Origin of the sequence: Streptomyces sp. NPDC094147, from assembly GCF_044764265.1 — a bacterium.
GTDB lineage: Bacteria > Actinomycetota > Actinomycetes > Streptomycetales > Streptomycetaceae > Streptomyces.
In genome coordinates this window covers 191,475-205,317 of the sequence record NZ_JBIWHT010000007.1, presented here as the reverse complement: position 1 = coordinate 205,317, position 13,843 = coordinate 191,475, and the positions used below count along the sequence as shown (strand labels likewise).

The 13,843-nt window shown below is 69.4% G+C and carries 9 protein-coding genes and 1 riboswitch; of the genes, 5 read left to right on the top strand and 4 right to left on the bottom strand.

Features of this window, described 5'->3' with window-relative positions; translation table 11 throughout:
• Positions 1-48 precede the first annotated feature (48 nt).
• A riboswitch (TPP riboswitch) is annotated at positions 49-183 on the top strand.
• Positions 176-1,954 carry a phosphomethylpyrimidine synthase ThiC gene (thiC, locus tag ACIQ8J_RS14330; RefSeq protein ID WP_403269307.1) on the top strand — a complete coding sequence of 593 codons (1,779 nt, stop codon included), beginning with the start codon at positions 176-178 and terminating at the stop codon, positions 1,952-1,954. It overlaps the preceding riboswitch by 8 nt.
• A 51-nt stretch (positions 1,955-2,005) precedes the next feature.
• Here the strand turns inward: thiC and ACIQ8J_RS14325 are convergent, their stop codons facing one another.
• The 3 genes from ACIQ8J_RS14325 to ACIQ8J_RS14315 all read right to left on the bottom strand — a co-directional run bounded on the left by ACIQ8J_RS14325 (position 2,006) and on the right by ACIQ8J_RS14315 (position 5,571).
• A complete protein-coding gene (locus tag ACIQ8J_RS14325; protein ID WP_403269304.1) occupies positions 2,006-2,857 on the bottom strand; it encodes a hypothetical protein in 852 nt (283 codons plus the stop codon).
• A gap of 173 nt (positions 2,858-3,030) precedes the next feature.
• Positions 3,031-4,185, bottom strand: a complete 1,155-nt coding sequence (locus ACIQ8J_RS14320) for a metallophosphoesterase (RefSeq protein WP_403269301.1) — start codon at positions 4,183-4,185, stop codon at positions 3,031-3,033.
• Between the two features lie 261 nt (positions 4,186-4,446).
• On the bottom strand, positions 4,447-5,571 hold the full coding sequence (locus tag ACIQ8J_RS14315; protein WP_403269299.1) for a LacI family DNA-binding transcriptional regulator: 1,125 nt from the start codon (positions 5,569-5,571) through the stop codon (positions 4,447-4,449).
• A 407-nt stretch (positions 5,572-5,978) separates the two neighbouring features.
• On the opposite strand from ACIQ8J_RS14315, the gene hisC reads away from it, so the two are divergent.
• On the top strand, positions 5,979-7,058 hold the full coding sequence (hisC, locus tag ACIQ8J_RS14310; RefSeq protein WP_403269297.1) for a histidinol-phosphate transaminase: 1,080 nt from the start codon (positions 5,979-5,981) through the stop codon (positions 7,056-7,058).
• Positions 7,059-7,115: 57 nt separating this feature from the next.
• Here the strand turns inward: hisC and ACIQ8J_RS14305 are convergent, their stop codons facing one another.
• On the bottom strand, positions 7,116-7,496 hold the full coding sequence (locus ACIQ8J_RS14305; RefSeq protein ID WP_403269295.1) for a cyclophilin-like fold protein: 381 nt from the start codon (positions 7,494-7,496) through the stop codon (positions 7,116-7,118).
• A 207-nt stretch (positions 7,497-7,703) separates the two neighbouring features.
• Here ACIQ8J_RS14305 and ACIQ8J_RS14300 point away from each other — a divergent pair, with 207 nt between their 5' ends.
• The 3 genes from ACIQ8J_RS14300 (at position 7,704) to cydD (ending at position 13,843) form a co-directional block, all read left to right on the top strand.
• The gene (locus ACIQ8J_RS14300) at positions 7,704-9,212 is read left to right on the top strand and encodes a cytochrome ubiquinol oxidase subunit I (RefSeq protein WP_403269292.1); all 1,509 of its coding nucleotides are present in this window, start codon (positions 7,704-7,706) and stop codon (positions 9,210-9,212) included.
• 18 nt (positions 9,213-9,230) lie between these two features.
• Positions 9,231-10,232 (top strand): cytochrome d ubiquinol oxidase subunit II, encoded by a 1,002-nt coding sequence (gene cydB, locus ACIQ8J_RS14295; protein ID WP_403269289.1) that lies wholly within the window; start codon positions 9,231-9,233, stop codon positions 10,230-10,232.
• An 86-nt stretch (positions 10,233-10,318) separates the two neighbouring features.
• Positions 10,319-13,843 carry a thiol reductant ABC exporter subunit CydD gene (gene cydD, locus ACIQ8J_RS14290; RefSeq protein WP_403269287.1) on the top strand — a complete coding sequence of 1,175 codons (3,525 nt, stop codon included), beginning with the start codon at positions 10,319-10,321 and terminating at the stop codon, positions 13,841-13,843.

Below are 13,843 nucleotides of genomic sequence, written 5' to 3'. Positions count from 1 at the left end.
GGGGGCCCTCTGTTCAGCGCGCCAGTGATGACGCTAGCGTGGTGACACCTTTGCACACGCGGGAGCTCGGAGCACCGGGCTGAGAGGGCGCTGAAAGCCGTACGAACCGTACGGAACAGGCTGCGCCGACCGCCGAACCTGTTACCGGGTAATGCCGGCGTAGGGAGTAGGTCTCATGACCATTCAGGATGCACGCACGCCTGCCTCCAGCACTGAGGAGAGCGGGAAGTCCATCGGCTGGCACAAGGGGTACGTCGAGGGGTCGCGCCCCGACCTCCGGGTACCGGTCCGCCAGGTGCACCTCACCAACGGCAAGGACGTGACGCTCTACGACACGTCGGGGCCGTACACCGACCCGGACGTCGAGACCGACGTCCGCCGCGGCCTCGCCCCGCTCCGGGAGAACTGGATCATCGGGCGCGGCGACACCGAGGAGTACGCGGGCCGCCCGGTCCGCCCCGAGGACGACGGCATCAAGCACACCTCGCCGCGTGGGGGCCTGAAGAACCTCGACGCGGTCTTCCCCGGCCGTCCGCGCCAGCCCCGCCGGGGCCGCGGCGGCCAGGCCGTCACCCAGCTCGCGTACGCGCGCCGCGGGGAGATCACCCCGGAGATGGAGTACGTCGCGATTCGCGAGAATGTCTCCCCCGAGGTCGTCCGCGAGGAGATCGCGGCGGGCCGCGCGGTGCTGCCCGCCAACATCAACCACCCCGAGATCGAGCCGATGATCATCGGCAAGCGGTTCCTGGTGAAGGTCAACGCGAACATCGGGAACTCCGCGGTCACCTCCTCCATCGAGGAGGAGGTCGACAAGATGACGTGGGCCACCCAGTGGGGCGCGGACACGGTCATGGACCTCTCCACGGGCCGCAACATCCACACCACCCGCGAGTGGGTGCTGCGCAACTCCCCCGTCCCCATCGGCACCGTGCCGCTGTACCAGGCGCTGGAGAAGGTCGACGGCCGCGCCGAGGAACTGACCTGGGACATCTACAAGGACACCGTCATCGAGCAGGCCGAGCAGGGCGTCGACTACATGACGGTCCACGCCGGTGTACTGCTGCGGTACGTGCCGCTGACCGCCCGCCGCAAGACCGGCATCGTCTCGCGCGGCGGCTCGATCATGGCGGCCTGGTGCCTGGCGCACCACAAGGAGTCGTTCCTGTACGAGAACTTCGAGGAGCTCTGCGAGATCCTCGCGGCGTACGACGTGACGTACTCGCTGGGCGACGGCCTGCGGCCGGGTTCCATCGCGGACGCCAACGACGAGGCGCAGTTCGCGGAGCTGCGCACGCTCGGGGAGCTCAACACCATCGCCAAGCGCCACAACGTACAGACGATGATCGAGGGCCCCGGGCACGTCCCGATGCACAAGATCAAGGAGAACATCGACCTCCAGCAGGAGATCTGCGAGGAGGCCCCGTTCTACACCCTGGGGCCGCTGACCACCGATGTGGCGCCCGCCTACGACCACATCACCTCCGGCATCGGTGCGGCGATGATCGCCTGGTGGGGCACCGCGATGCTCTGCTACGTCACGCCCAAGGAGCACCTCGGCCTGCCCAACCGCGATGACGTGAAGACCGGCGTCATCACGTACAAGATCGCCGCGCACGCGGCGGACCTGGCCAAGGGGCACCCGGGTGCGCAGGAGTGGGACGACGCGCTCTCGGACGCCCGGTTCGAGTTCCGCTGGGAGGACCAGTTCAACCTGGCCCTCGACCCGGACACCGCCCGGGAGTTCCATGACGAGACGCTGCCCGCGGAGCCGGCCAAGACCGCGCACTTCTGCTCGATGTGCGGTCCGAAGTTCTGCTCGATGAAGATCTCGCAGGACATCAGGCGCGAGCACGGCGGCGATCTGAAGTCCGATGAGATCGAGGCCGGGATGGCGGAGAAGTCGGCGGAGTTCGCGGCGAGCGGGAACCGGGTGTACCTGCCCCTCGCCGACTGACGTACCGGACCGGGTGTTTCACGTGAAACACCCGGTCCGGCCGTTGGCCGCTCAGTCCGGCTGGTGCTCCGGCCCACCGAAGTCGGGGCTGGTGAAGTCGGGGCTCGTGAAGCTGGGGTGGCTGTTGGGGGAGGCGCCTTCGTCGGGGCTGTCGAATCCCGGGCGGTCGTAGCCGAGGGTGGGGATGCGGCCCATGGGGCGGCGCGGGGTCGGGGCGCCGGGGTCGATGCTCGGGTCGGCGAGCGCGTCACGCAGGAAAGGGTAGATGCCGCGTTCCAGCAGGGCGTGGCGCCAGGCCTCGCGGGCGCGGGCGACCTCCTGGGTGCGCTCGTCGGGCGCGTCCGCCTCACTGTCCTCGTCGATGGCCACGACCTGGGTCGCGCCGTTGCGCAGCGCGGTGAGCAGCAGGCCGATGCCTGCGGCCAGTATGGCGGCGGCGGTCAGCGCGCCGAAGAACCAGCCGGCCGTCAGCATGGTGTCGGCGAAAGCGGGCTGCGGGTTGAGCATCTTCAGGATGTAGCCGACCAGCAGGAAGATCGCGGCGGCGGTGCCCGCGAGTATCGGGGCCAGTACGGTGACGACGGCGCCGATGCCCGCGCCCGAGGGCTCCAGTGCCTCGCCGGCCGCCGACACCAGGTCGGAGCCGCGGCCGGCGTCTCCCTTGCCGGACGGCGCGCGCAGCTCTTCGCGCGCCGCGACGTAGTGCTCGTACTCGGCGCTCGCCCGCTCGGTGATGAAGATCCCGGCGGCGAGCACCATGGTGCGCAGCTGCACGGCGTTGAGGCGGTCGCCGATACCGGACAGCTCGGGCCGTTCATGCGCGGTGCGCAGTGCCTCGTCGAGGATCCGCTCGAACTCCGGGCGGTCCTCGGCCAGCAGGTGCGGAGCGCTGTTCATGTGCATCCCCCGATGCTCCGTAGGGCCGGGAAGCCCGCCTGACGAACGGGCAGTTGGGCGGAAACGGAGGAGAGCCTGCTACGAATAACCCGATGGTAGAGCCGCTACGGCACGGGGTGACAGGGTGTTTCCGTAAATGGCATACCCGGCGCTTTGCGGAACGGCTTCCCCATCAACCGTCAGTCATGCAACGGAAGTTGCTGGACCAGCAGTTTTCCGGCCATGGTCACGCCGCCGTCCATGGCGATGGCGAGACCGTCGGCGTACACGTGCGGACCCTCCACAACCGGGCGCGAGTCCTCCTCGCCGTCCTCGGTGCCGACCTCGCCGAGGAGATACGGAATCGGGCTGTGGCCGTGCACCACGCGCTGTCCGCCGTATGCCGAGAGCAGTTCGCGGGCGGCCTGCGGGCCCGCGTCGTCGCGGAACGCGAAGCGCTTGGTGAACTTGCGGAACAGGTCCCAGCACTCGTCGGCGTCACCCCGGTTGAGGATGGCGTGGACGGTGTCGTTGACGGCCTCGATGGAGTCGCCGTACTCCAGATAGGCGGTGGTGTCGGAGTGCATGAGCAGGTGGTCGTCCTCCTGCTCGATGGCGTCGAGCCGGGACATCCACTGCAGGTGGACGTCCTGGAGCCGGTCCATGTCGGCCTTCTGGCCGCCGTTGAGCAGCCAGGCGGCCTGGAAGGTGGCGGTGCCCGCGCCGGAGTTGACCGGGGTGTCGGCGAACCGCTTGGCGCCGATGAGCAGCAGCTCGTGGTTGCCCATGAGGGCCTTGCAGTAGCCGCCGGCGGCTGCTGCCTCGGCGGAGAGCCGCATCACCAGGTCGATGACGCCGATGCCGTCGGGTCCCCGGTCGGTGAAGTCGCCGAGGAACCAGAGGCGGGCGGTGCCCGCGGCCCAGTTGCCCGACTCGTCGATGAGGCCCTGCTCGCGCAGGGCGGCCAGGAGTTCGTCGAGGTAGCCGTGGACGTCGCCGACGACGTACAGGGGGCCGGGTCCGTCCGGCGCCTGCGGGGCGACGGGCTCGACCGTCGGCAGCCGCAGGGTGTCCCCCCGGTTGATCACCGGGAGGTCGCGGGCGGTCGGCGTGTAGTCCTCGGAGGGTTCATCACCCGGACGGGTGGCCCCGCCGGGTGCCGGAGGCTGCGTGAGCGGCGCGGGTGCTTCCGGGTGGCGGTCCGCTGGCTCCTGGTGGAACACCGGCGCCATCGGCTCCGGCGGGGCAGCCGTTTCCTCCGGGTGTGGCGCAGGGGCCTGTTGCGCGTACGGCGGCACCCGGAAGTCACGCAACGTCTCCGTCCGCACGGGTCCCTGACCGGCCCCCTGAGTCATCGACCCCTCCACCACCGTCGCGCCGCCGTACACCGTAGGAGCCTCCAGGTCGGGAGGGGATCCGTGGTGTCGTGCGCCCATCATAGGAATGAGCTTCATGCTCTGTGACGCACCAGGGGTGGTCAATCCGGGTGCGGGTGGCGTTCACAGGTCGTTATGCCCCGAATGTGGGGGTCTGGTCCGGGCTGATCCTGGTGATTCGACCGGCCCTCAATCCCACACCGGCCGGTCGGCGGTCGCCGACCGGCCGCGGATCACTCCTTAGTTCGGCCCGGGTTGGTCCTTGGCCGGGGAGCGCGGCGGGCTGACCGTGGTGCGCGGCGGACGGCGCTGGGACGACGTCCGCACGATCAGTTCGGTCGGTATCACCTGCTCGATCGGGTGACCGTTGTCGATCCCTTCGATCGCGTCGATGAGGAGCTGGACGACGGCCGTGCCGATGCGGCGCGGTTTGAGCGAGAGCGTGGTGATGGGCGGTTCGGTGGTGGCGTACACGGTGGACTCGCTGCAGCACACGAGGAGCAGGTCCTCGGGCACCCGCAGTCCGTACCGCCGGGCGGCGGCGAGCAGGTCGGTGCCGTTGGGGTCGAAGAGGCCGTACACGGCGTCGGGCCGGTCCGGGCGGGCGAGCAGCCGGTCGGCCGCGACGGCGCCCGCACAGGGGTCGTGGGCCGGGTAGGACTCGTACACCGGGTCCTGGCCGACGCGTTCGCACCAGCTGAGGTAGGCCTCGGTGGACAGCCGGGTGTAGGTGTCGGTGGTGGTTCCGGTGAGCAGGCCGATCCGGCGGGCGCCGGCGGCGGCGAGATGGTCGAGCAGGCCGAGCACGGCGGCCTCGTGGTCGTTGTCCACCCAGGCCGTGACGGGCAGGGAGCCCGCCGGGCGGCCGTCGGAGACGACCGGAAGACCTTGGCGTACGAGTTCGGTGACGACGGGGTCCTGGTCGGAGGGGTCGATGACGACGGTGCCGTCGAGGGCGACGTTCGACCAGACGTCCGCCGGGCTGCGGCGTGAGGTGGCGGGCAGGATGACAAGGGCGTAGCCGCGGGCTAGCGCGGCCGAGGTCGCGGCTCTCGCCATCTCGGCGAAGTACGCGAATTCGGTGAAGGTGAAAGGTTCATCCCCGTAGGTCGTCACGGTCAGGCCGATGAGGCCCGACTTTCCGGTACGGAGCGTGCGGGCCGCCGCGGATGGGCGATAGCCCAGCCGGTCTGCGACCTCGCGGACGTGTCGGCGGGTGGCGTCGGGGAGCCGCCCCTTGCCGTTGAGCGCGTCGGAGACGGTCGTGATGGAGACACCGGCGGCGGCGGCCACGTCCCGAATGCCCGCCCGCCCCAGCCGGCGACCGGTCGACCGGCTCACCTGGTGCTTCCCTGCTGCTGTCATGGCGAGCCGATAGTAGGGCGATGACAGGCGGTTGGCCCTGGTGCATATGCACGCGTTGACAGGCACGTTTCTGCATGATCGTAAGCTGCTAATGGCCTTTATATGCAAGGGGGTTGGGGCAATTGACGTTGTGGTGAAGGTTGTCGACCCGTACGCGGCTGACAACTGCCCGATGTCTCGAAGAGGTCTCAACTCACCCTCATGGGTGATGCGCGCCACGGCGCGGGCCACCGGCGTGCGGCCACAACAGCGGCGCTCCCCCTCCCCGCGCGCCCGCCGGGAACCGGTTCTCGCCCGCTATTCGCAGGGAAGCCGAATCCTCATAAGGTGAGGAGTATTGGATGTGTACGCGGCTGTCCGCGGCGGCGCGCGCAGTACGTGCACGGAACGGTCGAGGAGGACCTGCGGTGAGCGAGACGAGCCCCAAGCTGCGCGCCGAGCTGGACGGCATCCCCACCTATAAGCCCGGCAAGCCCGCGGCGTCCGACGGCCCGGTCGCCTACAAGCTCTCCTCGAACGAGAACCCGTACCCGCCGCTGCCCGGCGTGATGGAGAGCGCGATCACGGCCGCGGGGAACTTCAACCGCTATCCGGACATGGCATGCACCGGATTGATGAACGAGCTGGCCGACCGTTTCGGTGTTCCCGTCGCGCACCTGGCCACCGGCACGGGCTCGGTGGGTGTGGCGCAGTCGCTGCTCCAGTCCACCTCCGGCCCCGGTGACGAGGTCATTTACGCCTGGCGCTCCTTCGAGGCGTACCCGATCATCACCCAGATCAGTGGAGCGAAGTCCGTCCGGGTGCCGCTGACTGCCGGCGAGGTGCACGACCTCGACGCGATGGCCGACGCGATCACCGACCGGACCCGGCTGATCTTCGTCTGCAATCCGAACAACCCGACCGGCACGGTGGTGCGCCGAGCCGAGCTGGAGCGCTTCCTCGACCGGGTGCCCTCCGACGTCCTGGTGGTGCTCGACGAGGCGTACCGGGAGTTCATCCGCGATGCCGAGGTGCCGGACGGCATCGAGATCTACCGCGACCGGCCGAACGTGGCGGTCCTGCGCACCTTCTCCAAGGCGTACGGGCTCGCCGGGCTGCGGGTCGGCTTCGCGATCGCCCATGAGCCGGTCGCAGCGGCGCTGCGCAAGACGGCCGTGCCCTTCGGCGTCAGTCAGCTCGCCCAGGACGCGGCGGTCGCCTCGCTGCGCGCCGAGGACGAACTGATGGGCCGCGTCGGCGCGTTGGTGTGCGAGCGGGCCCGGGTGTACGAGGGCCTGGTGAAGCAGGGCTGGACCGTGCCCGAGACGCAGGCGAACTTCGTCTGGCTGCGCCTCGGGGAGCGCACGGTCGACTTCGCCGCGGCGTGCGAGGAGGCGGGCGTCGTGGTCCGGCCGTTCGCGGGCGAGGGAGTGCGCGTCACGATCGGCGAGAACGAGGCCAACGACCTGTTCCTGAAGGTCGCGGAGGGCTTCCGCAAGCAGATCTGACGCGCCTCAGGGTCTGTGGCCCGTCAGCCGCGCAGGCTGGGGTGTGGCCACAGGCTCTCAGAGGGCGTCGACCCTGATCGGGTCGCCGGAGCGGACCGTGGCGAGCAGCCGCGGGTCGCCGTCGATGCGGCCGAGGATGTTGCAGGGGCTCGCGAGCCGGCACTCCTCGCCGCGCGAGATCGGCGTGGGGCCGTAGGGCAGCGCGAGCGCGTCGCCGTCGGTCCAGAACGCCACCGTGCCCGGCTCCACCACCTGTTGGGCGTCCGGCTCCGGGGCGGGGGAGACGGGGGTGTCGAAGTAGACCTCCTCGCCCCAGGTGTGGGCGGTGGAAGTGATCGGGAGTGCCCCCGCGAGCGCCGTGCTCGTGGGGGTTTCTTCGAGTGTCGCGGTGAGGCTTCCCGCGGGCCATGAGATGCGGATGCGCAGCTGGTTCTCCATGGCGCCGAATTCAACAAGATGTTGAATCTGCCGGGAAGGGGGTGTCCATGTTTTAGGGGGACCCCCCCTGAAGCAGCCGACAGCGTGTACGACATAATGCTTGTGAATGTGAACGCGTTCACAAGCGTGTCCCGTTACTCCCGTGATCGGTGGGATTAAAGGGGCAAACTGCGGCTGTGACCACGGCGACGTAAGGAGAGTGACGACGTGGACCTGGCTCTGGCGCCGGAAACCCTGGCGCGATGGCAGTTCGGTATCACCACCGTCTACCACTTCCTCTTCGTCCCTCTGACGATCTCGCTCGCCGCACTCGTCGCGGGCTTGGAGACCGCCTGGGTGCGAACGGGCAAGGACAAGTACCTCAAGGCGACGAAGTTCTGGGGCAAGCTCTTCCTCATCAACATCGCGATGGGCGTCGTCACCGGCATCGTCCAGGAGTTCCAGTTCGGCATGAACTGGTCCGACTACTCGCGATTCGTCGGTGACATCTTCGGCGCGCCGCTCGCCTTCGAGGCCCTCATCGCCTTCTTCTTCGAGTCCACCTTCATCGGGCTGTGGATCTTCGGCTGGGACAAGCTGCCGAAGAAGATCCACTGTGCCTGCATCTGGATGGTCTCCATCGGCACCATGCTCTCCGCGTACTTCATCCTGGCGGCCAACTCCTGGATGCAGCACCCGGTCGGCTACAGGCTCAACAAGGCCACCGGCCGCGCGGAGCTCACCGACTTCTGGCACGTCCTCACTCAGGACACCACCCTCGTCGTCGTCTTCCACACCCTGACCGCGGCCTTCCTCACCGGCGGCGCGTTCATGGTCGGAATCGCCGCCATCCATCTGCGCCGCAAGAAGCACATCCCGGTGATGCGCACGTCGCTGCGGCTCGGTCTGGTCACGCTGGTGATAGGCGGACTGCTCACGGCCGTCAGCGGCGACTCGCTAGGCAAGGTCATGTTCAAGCAGCAGCCGATGAAGATGGCCGCCGCCGAGGCACTGTGGGACGGGCAGAACTCCGCCCCCTTCTCGATCTTCGCCGTCGGCGATGTGGCCAAGGGCCACAACGACGTCGAGATCTCCGTGCCCGGAATACTGTCCTTCCTCGCCGACAGCAACTTCTCCTCCTACGTTCCCGGCATCAACGACGTGAACAAGTCGGAGCAGCAGAAGTTCGGGCCCGGCGACTACCGGCCCAACATCCCGGTCACCTTCTGGGGCTTCCGCTGGATGATCGGCTTCGGCATGACGTCCTTCGTCATCGGCCTGGTCGGACTGTGGCTGACCCGTAAGAAGTTCATGCTGGCGCCGGGGATGCGGACCGGTGAGGACGAAGTGCCGAACCTGGTGCTCTTCAAGAGCACGGCCCTCGGCGCCCGCCTGACCAAGTGGTACTGGTTCTTCGCCGTCTGGACGCTCGGCTTCCCGCTGATCGCCAACTCGTGGGGCTGGATCTTCACCGAGATGGGCCGCCAGCCCTGGGTCGTGTACGGCGTGCTGCGCACGAGGGACGCGGTCTCCCCCAGCGTCTCGCAGGGCGAAGTCCTCACCTCGATGATCGTCTTCACGACGCTGTACGCCGTGCTCGCGGTGATCGAGGTCAGGCTGCTGGCCAAGTACGTCAAGGCCGGACCGCCCGAGCTCACCGAGGCCGACCTCAATCCGCCCACCAAGATCGGCGGGGATGACCGCGACCCCGACCGGCCGATGGCCTTCTCGTACTGAGGCTGAGGAGATCGAGGCATGGAACTCCACGACGTCTGGTTCGTACTCATCGCCGTCCTGTGGATCGGCTACTTCTTCCTGGAGGGCTTCGACTTCGGAATCGGAGTCCTGACGAAGCTGCTGGCCAGGGACCGCACCGAGAAGCGCGTCCTGATCAACACCATCGGCCCTGTCTGGGACGGCAACGAGGTGTGGCTGCTCTCGGCCGGCGGCGCGACCTTCGCCGCCTTCCCCGAGTGGTACGCGACGCTCTTCTCCGGCTTCTACCTGCCGCTGCTGATCATCCTGGTCTGCCTGATCATCCGGGGCGTCGCCTTCGAATACCGGGCCAAGCGGCCGGAGGACAACTGGCAGCGCAACTGGGAGCAGGCGATCTTCTGGACCTCGCTCATCCCGGCGTTCCTGTGGGGCGTGGCCTTCGCCAACATCGTGCACGGCGTGAAGATCGACGCGCACAAGGAGTACGTGGGCAACTTCTGGGACCTGCTCAACCCGTACTCGATCCTGGGCGGTCTGGTCACACTCTTCCTCTTCACCTTCCATGGTGCGGTGTTCGCCTCGCTCAAGACGCTCGGTGACATCCGGGAGCGGTCCCGGGCGCTGGCGTTCAAGCTGGGGCTGGTGACGGCTGTGCTGGCGCTCGGCTTCCTGATCTGGACCCAGGACTCGCGCGGCGACACGAAGAGCCTGGTCGCGATGGTCATCGCCGTACTCGCGCTGGTCGGGGCGATCGGGGCGATCAAGGCCGGACGGGAGGGCTGGTCCTTCGCACTGTCGGGGATCACGGTCGTGGCTGCGGTGGCGACGCTCTTCCTGACGCTCTTCCCGAACGTCATGCCGTCCTCGCTGAACGATGCCTGGAACCTCACGGTCTCCAACGCCTCGTCCACTCCGTACACCCTGAAGATCATGACCTGGTGTGCGGGCGTCGCCACCCCCATCGTGCTGCTCTACCAGGGCTGGACCTACTGGGTGTTCCGCAAGCGGATCGGCACCAAGAACATCGCCGATGCGCACTGACCTCTGAGGGCTTCCAAAGGTCCTCGGCGGGGTGTGTTTCACGTGAAACACACCCCTCTGGTCCTTCTCTGATCTAACAGTTGGGGATGTTTCACGTGAAACCGATCGACCCGCGTCTGCTCCGGTACGCCCGTGCCACCCGCTTCTTCCTGGCGGCGGTGGTGGCCCTCGGTCTGGTGGGCGCGGGGCTGATCATCGCCCAGGCGATGCTCATCGCCGAGGTCGTGGTCGGGGCCTTCCAGCACGGTCATGACGCGCCCGGGTTGAGGACTCCGCTGCTGTTCCTGGCCGCGGTCGCGGTCGGGCGGGGTCTGGTCTCCTGGCTGACGGAGCTCGCCGCCCACCGGGCGAGCGCGGCGGTCAAGTCGGAGCTGCGGGGGCGGCTCCTGGAGCGGGCGGGGGGGCTCGGCCCCGAGTGGCTGAGCGGCCAGCGCACCGGCTCGCTGGTCGCGCTCGCGACGCGGGGTGTCGACGCGCTCGACGACTACTTCTCCCGCTATCTGCCGCAACTGGGCCTCGCCGTAGTGGTGCCGGTGGCGGTGCTCGCCCGGATCGTCACCGAGGACTGGGTGTCGGCGGCGACCATCGTCGTCACGTTGCCGCTGATCCCGCTGTTCATGATGCTCATCGGCTGGGCGACCCAGTCGCAGATGGACCGCCAGTGGCGGCTGCTCTCCCGGCTCTCGGGACACTTCCTCGACGTGGTCGCCGGGCTGCCCACCCTGAAGGTGTTCGGTCGCGCCAAGGCACAGGCCGAGTCGATCAGGGCGATCACCTCGGACTACCGCAGAGCGACGCTGAAGACCCTGCGGATCGCCTTCATCTCTTCGTTCGCCCTCGAACTGCTCGCGACGATCTCGGTGGCGCTGGTCGCGGTCGGCATCGGCATGCGACTGGTCCACGGTGACCTCGACCTCTACACCGGTCTGGTGATCCTGGTTCTTGCCCCCGAGGCCTATCTGCCGCTGCGCCAGGTCGGGGCGCAGTACCACGCGGCGGCGGAAGGACTCTCGGCCGCGGAGGAGATCTTCGACGTCCTGGAGACCCCGCTGCCCGAGGGCGGCAAGGGCAAGGTGCCGGCCGGTCCGGTCCGTATCGAAGCCGACGCGGTGACCGTGCGGCACCACGGTCGGAGCGAACCGTCCCTGGCGGCCGCCTCCCTGGTGGTGGAGCCTGGTGAGACGGTGGCGCTGACCGGGCCGAGCGGAGTCGGGAAGTCGACGCTCCTGAACGCGGTGCTCGGCTTCGTCGCCCCGCAGGAGGGCGGCCGGATCCTCGTCTCCGGCACCGATCTGGCCACGCTGTCCCTGGCGGAGTGGCGCGAGCGGATCGCCTGGGTGCCGCAGCGACCGCACCTCTTCGCGGGGACGATCGCGGAGAACGTACGCCTTGCCAGGCCGGACGCGGACGATGCGGCGGTGCTCGACGCGCTGCGCGACGCGGGAGCGTACGACTTCGTGTCCGCCCTGCCGAGCGGTGCGGACACGGTCCTCGGCGAGGGCGGCGCGGGGCTCTCGGCGGGACAGCGGCAACGCCTCGCGCTGGCCCGCGCTTTCCTCGCCGACCGGCCGGTGCTGCTGCTCGACGAGCCGACGGCCGCGCTCGACGGCGAGACGGAGGCCGGCATCGTCGACGCGGTGCGCAGGCTGGCGGTGGGCCGTACGGTCCTGCTCGTCGTGCATCGCCCGGCGCTGCTCGCGGTCGCGGACCGGGTGGTGGAGCTGCGTCCCGCCGAAACGACGGCCCGAGTTCCGGTGCAGGGCGCGCCGGTCAGTGTGCCAACTGGGCTCAAGGCGGGGCTCGTTGAGTTCTCTCCTGGCGATAGCTCCACGAGTGCCGACCCGGTCGCCCGGAACCCGCTCGCCAGGGTCCGCGCCGCGGCCCGGGGGCTGCGCGGCCGCATCGCCCTCGCACTGCTGCTCGGCGCGCTGGCTCTCGGCTCGGCCGTGGGCCTCATGGCCACATCCGGCTGGCTCATCTCACGGGCCGCGCAGCAGCCGCCGGTGCTCTATCTGATGGTGGCCGTCACCGCGACCCGGACCTTCGGGATCGGGCGGGCCGTGTTCCGTTACGCCGAACGTCTCGTCTCCCACGACGCCGTGCTGCGGATGCTCGCCGAACTGCGGGTCGCGGTCTACCGGCGGCTGGAGACGATCGCGCCCGCCGGGCTGCGCGAGACCCGGCGCGGCGACCTGCTGTCCCGCCTCGTCGCCGATGTCGACGAACTCCAGGACTACTGGCTGCGATGGGCCCTTCCGGCCGGGGTCGCCGTCGTCGTTTCCGTGCTGAGCGCCGGGTTCACCGCCTGGCTGCTGCCCGAGGCCGGCGCCGTGCTCGCCGCCGGACTCCTCGTCGCGGGGATCGTGGTCCCGCTGGTCAGCGGCGCCTGCGCACGCCGGGCCGAGCGGCAGCTGGCCCCGGCGCGCGGGGTGCTCGCCACCCGGGTGGCCGATCTGCTCACCGGTACCGGCGAGTTGACCGTCGCGGGCGCGCTCGACCGTCGCACCCGCGACGTCAAGGACGCCGACTCGGCACTGACCCGGATCGCCTCGCGGGGCGCTGCCGCCACCGCGCTCGGCGGCGGCCTCTCCGCGCTGGTCTGCGGGCTCACCGTGGCGGCTGCGGCGCTGGTCGGAGCACAGGCGGTCGCGGCCGGACGCCTCGACGGAGTGCTGCTCGCGGTGATCGTCCTGGTTCCGCTCGCCGCTTTCGAGGCAGTGACCGGGCTGCCGCTCGCCGTGCAGTCCCGCCAGCGGGTGCGGCGCAGCGCGGAGCGGGTCTACGAGGTGCTCGATGCGCCCGCGCCCGTACAGGAGCCGGAATCGGCTCTCGCCGCGCCCACGTCGCCCTTCCCGCTGGAGCTGCGCGGACTGTCCGCCCGGTACACAGGTCAGGAGCGGGACGCGCTGCACGACTTCGCCCTGAGCCTCACCCCGGGCAGGCGGGTCGCCGTCGTCGGAACCTCCGGATCCGGCAAGACCACCCTCGCCCAGGTGCTGCTCCGCTTCCTGGACGCCAGGAGCGGAACGTACGAGATCGGCGGGGACGATGCGAACCTGCTGAACGGCGACGACGTACGACGGCTCGTGGGACTGTGCGCCCAGGACGCCCATCTCTTCGACAGCTCCGTGCGCGAGAACCTGCGCCTCGCCCGCACCGACTGCACCGAAGACGAACTGCGCGCCGCCTTGGACCGGGCCCGCCTGCTCGACTGGGTCGACGGGTTGCCCGACGGCCTCGACACCCTCGTAGGCGAACACGGCGCACGGCTGTCCGGCGGACAGCGCCAGCGCCTCGCACTGGCACGGGCACTCCTCGCCGACTTCCCGGTGCTGGTCCTGGACGAGCCGGCCGAGCACCTGGATCTGGCGACCGCCGACGCGCTCACCGCAGACCTGCTCGACGCCACCCAGGGCAGCACGACCGTGCTGATCACGCACCGGCTGCGCGGCCTGGAAGCGGTGGACGAGGTGGTCGTCCTCGATGAGGGACGGACCGTGCAGCGCGGTGCGTACGAGGACCTCGCACTGGTCGAAGGGCCATTGCGGCGCATGCTGGAACGGGAGCACGAGACCGAGGCCACGCAGTACCCGACTTTCCTCGCCAAATAG